Raw genomic sequence first — 5371 nt, 5'->3', positions numbered from 1 at the left:
TCTTGTTTTTCATTTTTTTTCTATCTCCTTGTCGTGTTCTCCATGCTTTAGCTTGCACCGTTGGTTGGGTTCTTAACCTTAAGTGATACAAGCACTCTTGGGCGCTTCGCTGCGTTTAAGAATGAAGCGCGTATGTATTGGGTTACACCCATTGTACCTGAAGAAAGTTCTAAATTTAAAGTAAAATCTGGAATGTTCGTATTTTAAATAATAATGAATAGGCAAACGGGATCTATCAGCACGATAACCGTCTTCTTAGGGAGGCGGTTTATTTTTATCCTCTTTGAAATAATTAAAACATAATATATGTTATGTTAACAAAATGTCGCTTTTTAAAAGTTGTTATCACTTTGTAACCAGCGATTAACGATTCTGTAAGGACGAAACTCTCGCTTTATATTATTCTATTAAATAGAAAAAGAGAGAGAGGAATCCGGTGAATGAGATGTCGCCTTACGGTAAACGAAGTGAAAAGCATGGAGAGCGTAACACACAATCCAAAATAATTCGGCGTACGAGATGGATCATCACAGCTGCGCTCGTACTGACGGCATCTTCCCTGGCATTGACTGCGGTGGCAGTCGCCCCACTGATCAACAAATCCCTTACGCACAAGTCGTCAACCCGGGTGGTTATCCCGGCAAAATTGGCATCCGCAGGGGAAACGGAGAAGGGGCAGAGCGTTAATCTTGCAAATTCACAGCAAACGACGGAGCCCACCGTTACACCGGCGGATTCAAACAGTACCCCGGCAGAATCAAGTAACACCCAGGCGGAGCCGAAGGGGACTCCGAGCAAGGAAGATGGTGCTTCCCAGACAGCTGAATCCGACCCGGCACCTGCTACACCTGCCGCACAACCTGCGGTCGAAACGAAATCCCCAGCGCAGCAGGATAAAAAAACGAAATCGACTGTGAAGCCAAAAGTAATTTATCTGACCTTTGATGACGGACCTAGCAAATATACGGAGCAGTTGCTTGATATTTTGGAGCATTATCAGATACATGGCACTTTCTTTATGATTGGGAATCAGCTCAGCAAAAATGAGAAAATCGTGAATCAGGCGTTGCAGGAAGGTCATTACATAGGTCTGCACAGTATGACGCACAACAAGAAGATTTTATATGACGGCAAAGGATCGGCTCACTTCATCGAAGAATTTACGAAGGAACAGAAGCTGATGGAGAAGCTTACCGGCACTTCCCCGACCTTGATTCGTGCGCCGTACGGCAGCAAACCGGAAATCGGTGAGAAGTTCCGCGGTGATATTGCGAAAGCGGGATTTAAGATGTGGGACTGGACGGTGGACTCCATGGACTGGAAATACCCGAACAGCCCGAGCACAATCCTTAAAGAAGTAAAGCGTCAAACGCACCGGGATACTGAGGTGATTCTGTGGCATGAGAAAGCGCAGACGGTAAAGATTTTGCCTCAAATTATCGAATATTTGCAAAGCAAAGGATACGCCTTTGCCGTTTATAAACCCAATCAGCATTTCACGGTGAATTTTGGGAACGATCCCCGTTTATAACGGCGAGAAAAACATCTATGTTATAATGATTCATATCTAACTGCAGAAAGCGAGGTGGTTCAGGTTGAGCCTGTGGCTTAAGATTGCCGGAACCGCCCTGGGTATGGTGCTGCTTCTGACGGCTTGCAATTCCGAGCCGCCTCCGGCTGCCACTCCGGTACTAGACGAGCCTTCTGAGGATGGACAAACGATCACAGTGATTAATCCTGCAGCTTCCGAGAACCAGGGAAATCCTGCCGCCGCTCCGGCGGAGAACACGAATAACCGCTACCAGATTCAAACCCGTCTCACCGATTTTCAATTGCTCAGTGAAACGACGGGACTAGCGTGGGGGATTACGCGTAACGAGCTGCGGCTTTATATTACAGCAGACAACGGCAAAACGTGGACGAATATCTCACCTGCCGCCTCCGTACCGTTTGCTACCACGCCGGAGTATGCCAAGGATATCTTTTTTCTAGATCCGAATCATGGCTTTATCGTACGAAATTCTGCCGGTTCCGGAGATACGATTGTCCTGCGTACAACCGACGGCGGAACCACTTGGAAGGTAACTTCATTCCCTGGAGAAGGGGAAGTGAAGGCCATGGTATTTGCCGATCCGGATCATGGATGGTTGCTTTCCGAGGTTAACATGCGGGAGAATGGAGCACGGTCTTTATATGAGACGGATGACGGAGCCCAAACCTTTGAAGTTCTGCTTGGGGGGACGGATCCGATGCGTCTCCTGTCAGAGGACAGCCCTTCATTGATACCTGGCACGCAAACATCGATGGCCTTTACTAGCCCGCTGCACGGTTTTGTAACCGAAATCAATCAAGGACTTCCAACGTTATATACGACCCAAAACGGCGGGTTAACCTGGACTCAAAATCTTCATTTCTTTAATCCGAACAAGTATAAAACCTGCGACAGCTTTACGGTTGGGCCTGTGTCCTTCTTCTCCGGCAGCGTGAAAGAGGGCTGGATTCCTGTCGGCTGCACCCGGGGGGATTCCACCAAATTCAACGGTTACTTTACGGAAGATGCCGGCAGCACTTGGACGTTAGCGCCGTTTCAGTTGTCCTGGCAAACCGGTCTAAACGAGAAGCTGGCTCCGACTTTCTTAACGCCTAACGAAGGTTGGACGATTTTGGATTCAACGGTCTATCATACGTTAAACCAAGGCGCGAGCTGGGAGCCGTTGCCGGAAAACAAAAAATTGGTCGAAACGCTGGAGGACTACCCTGAAATTGTGAAGCTTCAGTTCTTTAATTCCCGAGTGGGGTGGCTGTTAGTTGCCCAAGAGAATCAGAAGCGTTCGCTCCTGATGCAAACGAAGGATGGGGGACGAACCTGGCAGGTGCTATAAACGGATAATAAAAGCAAGCATGGCGTGGGATCCATGCTTCTTTTGTGTAGAAACGGGCAGAATGATAATGTTCATTATATTGTGAAAATTATCACGTACTATTCTCGGACTTTGTGATATATTTAACTTGTAAGGAAGATCAATCACAGGCAAGCCAAAATCGGAGCGAACGCTCCCATAATGATAGGAGTGGAGCCTTATGAAAACTGTTCAAGAAGAATTTGTAACCCGCAATTACCTGCAGTTCTGCTACACCTGTGAAGATGCACATCTGTGCACGACAGAAGAAGCTTGCAAAGCTTGTTGGGCAGAGAAAGGACTTGACGAGGCGTTCGAAATGGAAGCCGATGGCGCTGAAGAGACCCGTCAACTGTTGTTTGAGTACTATGCTTAATATAGATCGTTCTTGCTTCACACCATAGTAACCTCCATTCGTAACCACGAATCGGAGGTTTTTCTTTTTCTCTAAGATATCTTGGACAAGAGTGGCATATTTTCCGGACACGATGAATAACAAGTTTTTTTCAGGTCCGCATATACTTAGGGGGAAAGGAGAGAACAGCGGTACGGAGCAACCTCTCGAAGGAGGGATAAGCGATGCAGTCGTGGACGGAAATGTTTGGGGTAGTGGAAACGGCGCTGCCAATCTTGTTTGTTGTCATCCTCGGAATCCTGGCTGCGACAGCAGCAGGAGGGCTTCTTCGCGCGATCGGAAACCACCGGCAGCCTGTACTTAGCGTCCATTCCGTAATCGTCGGAAAACGGACCGAAGTCAGCCACCGCCATGACACCGACACCTCGGTGAACCGTTCTGACACGAAGTATTATATGACCTTCGAGGTCGAAAGCGGTGACCGTTTGGAGTTTGCCGTGTCGGGAGTGGAATACGGGCAATGTGCGGAAGGAGACGAAGGCAAGCTGACATTCCAGGGCCGTCGTTATCATGGGTTCGAGCGGTCTGTTCGCACCTATCGGACTGAGCTGCAGGAATACCGAAAATTTCATAGCTCCGGGTAAGCGAGAAAATCGATAGACCCACGATAATCACAGGAAAGGCAGGCAGAGTAAGGTTGATAAAGGCTGGACAGCACAAAAACAGAAGCGTCTCAATTCGTCGGACGATCCCGACTCTTGTGTACGCTTCTGTTTTTTGTTTGGATTAAATGGATAAGGCCTTGGTTTCCGCTTGTTCCAGGATCATCTGAGCAACAGCCCGGCCGCTGGAGAAAGCGCGTTCAGCTAACTCACCTTTCCCTTGACAGCCGTCGCCGCAGAAGAAGAACGGAACACCTGCCAAACGGTTGGGCAGCAGTTGATTGGTGTAAATATTTTTGACGCTGGCGACCATCGCTTTCTTCGACACGCGTTTGACCTCAACAAACTCGCGCCAATTCGGATAGTACGTATCAAACAGGGCTTCCATCTGCTGGGTTTTCTGTTCCAGGTATTGCTTCTTCTGCTCCTCATCAGGGAAGTCGTCGTTCAAGTAGGCGATGCCTTGCAATAACTGACCATGAACGGGAGCCACCGTAAAATCCGTGGCAGAGACATCGCTGATAAAGATCTTATGATCGATGTCGCTAATATAGTGGAACGGACGGGCAACGACTTTGGAAAAGCCCACATCATAAACCAGCACTTCGGTCGAGGTGTTGTTCTTGTACGGTTCCAGTGCATTTGCCCAAGGCGTTTCCTCCAGCAGTTTGGTCACCTGTTGTACTGGCATGGCGAAGATCACTTGATCGTACACAAGCTGCTGTCTTGTTTTCGTGTTCAACACGAATTTCCCGTCTTCCATCGTAATCGATTCGACCGGCTCCTTAACCGTGATCTCCCAGGACTCATTGTCTTGGATTTTATGGATCAATTGGTCGGTAATTGTCGCCCAACTGCCAAGAATGTAGCTGACCGGCCGGCTGGAGAGGAAGAGGTTATGGTAATATTCAGAGATGACCGAACCCGGCACCTTGCGCGCTTCCTCCGGTGTAATGAAGAAGTTGGAACAAACCAGATGCTCCCACAGTTCTTTCACGTCTGCCGATGCGTGTGAATGCTCCAAATATTCGCCAAGCGTGCGATACTGCTTCAAATGATGGATGTTACCGATCACGGCCGCGATTTCGGCGACAAACCGGACTTTCTCCATAGGAGTCAACACATTCGTCTTCATAATGTTCATGAAATCGAGCGGGGCAGGGGTTAACCGTCCGTGCTTTGCGTACATCACTTTACGCTTATCGACCTGCTTGCTCTGGAATTTCAAATGCAGCTCTTCTTCCATAGCATGGAGCGTATGTCTGTCGATGCCGTATACTGCGTGTGCTCCATAGTTCAGAGTAAATCCCGATTTCTCATAGGTGAAAGCACGTCCGCCGAGCTGGGGGCTCCGTTCAAACACGGTACCAGACGTATTGCCGTTGTCCGACAGGTATGCAGCAGCCGTAAGCCCGGCCAGGCCGCCGCCAATAATCGCGATTTTCATGAGGTAA

Annotated in this window: 5 protein-coding genes; 4 read left to right on the top strand and 1 reads right to left on the bottom strand. The window is 48.7% G+C overall.

Annotation, left to right across the window (positions count from 1 at the left end; all coding sequences use genetic code 11):
• The first annotated feature begins 445 nt into the window (after positions 1-445).
• The 4 genes from POTG_RS22805 (at position 446) to POTG_RS17300 (ending at position 3899) form a co-directional block, all read left to right on the top strand.
• Positions 446-1531: a polysaccharide deacetylase family protein gene (locus tag POTG_RS22805; RefSeq protein WP_009226144.1), complete on the top strand. Its 1086-nt coding sequence runs from the start codon at positions 446-448 to the stop codon at positions 1529-1531.
• A gap of 64 nt (positions 1532-1595) precedes the next feature.
• The gene (locus POTG_RS17310; RefSeq protein ID WP_232282337.1) at positions 1596-2882 is read left to right on the top strand and encodes a WD40/YVTN/BNR-like repeat-containing protein; all 1287 of its coding nucleotides are present in this window, start codon (positions 1596-1598) and stop codon (positions 2880-2882) included.
• A 199-nt stretch (positions 2883-3081) separates the two neighbouring features.
• On the top strand, positions 3082-3276 hold the full coding sequence (locus POTG_RS17305; RefSeq protein WP_009226142.1) for a hypothetical protein: 195 nt from the start codon (positions 3082-3084) through the stop codon (positions 3274-3276).
• A 203-nt stretch (positions 3277-3479) separates the two neighbouring features.
• The gene (locus POTG_RS17300) at positions 3480-3899 is read left to right on the top strand and encodes a DUF2500 domain-containing protein (protein ID WP_009226141.1); all 420 of its coding nucleotides are present in this window, start codon (positions 3480-3482) and stop codon (positions 3897-3899) included.
• A 142-nt stretch (positions 3900-4041) separates the two neighbouring features.
• On the opposite strand, the gene POTG_RS17295 is transcribed toward POTG_RS17300, so the two are convergent.
• Positions 4042-5371: phytoene desaturase family protein (locus tag POTG_RS17295; RefSeq protein ID WP_232282336.1), on the bottom strand; the 1330-nt coding region annotated here is incomplete at its 5' end.

Source organism: Paenibacillus sp. oral taxon 786 str. D14, assembly GCF_000159955.1.
GTDB lineage: Bacteria > Bacillota > Bacilli > Paenibacillales > Paenibacillaceae > Fontibacillus > Fontibacillus phoenicis.
This window is presented reverse-complemented; position numbering and strand designations above follow the sequence as displayed.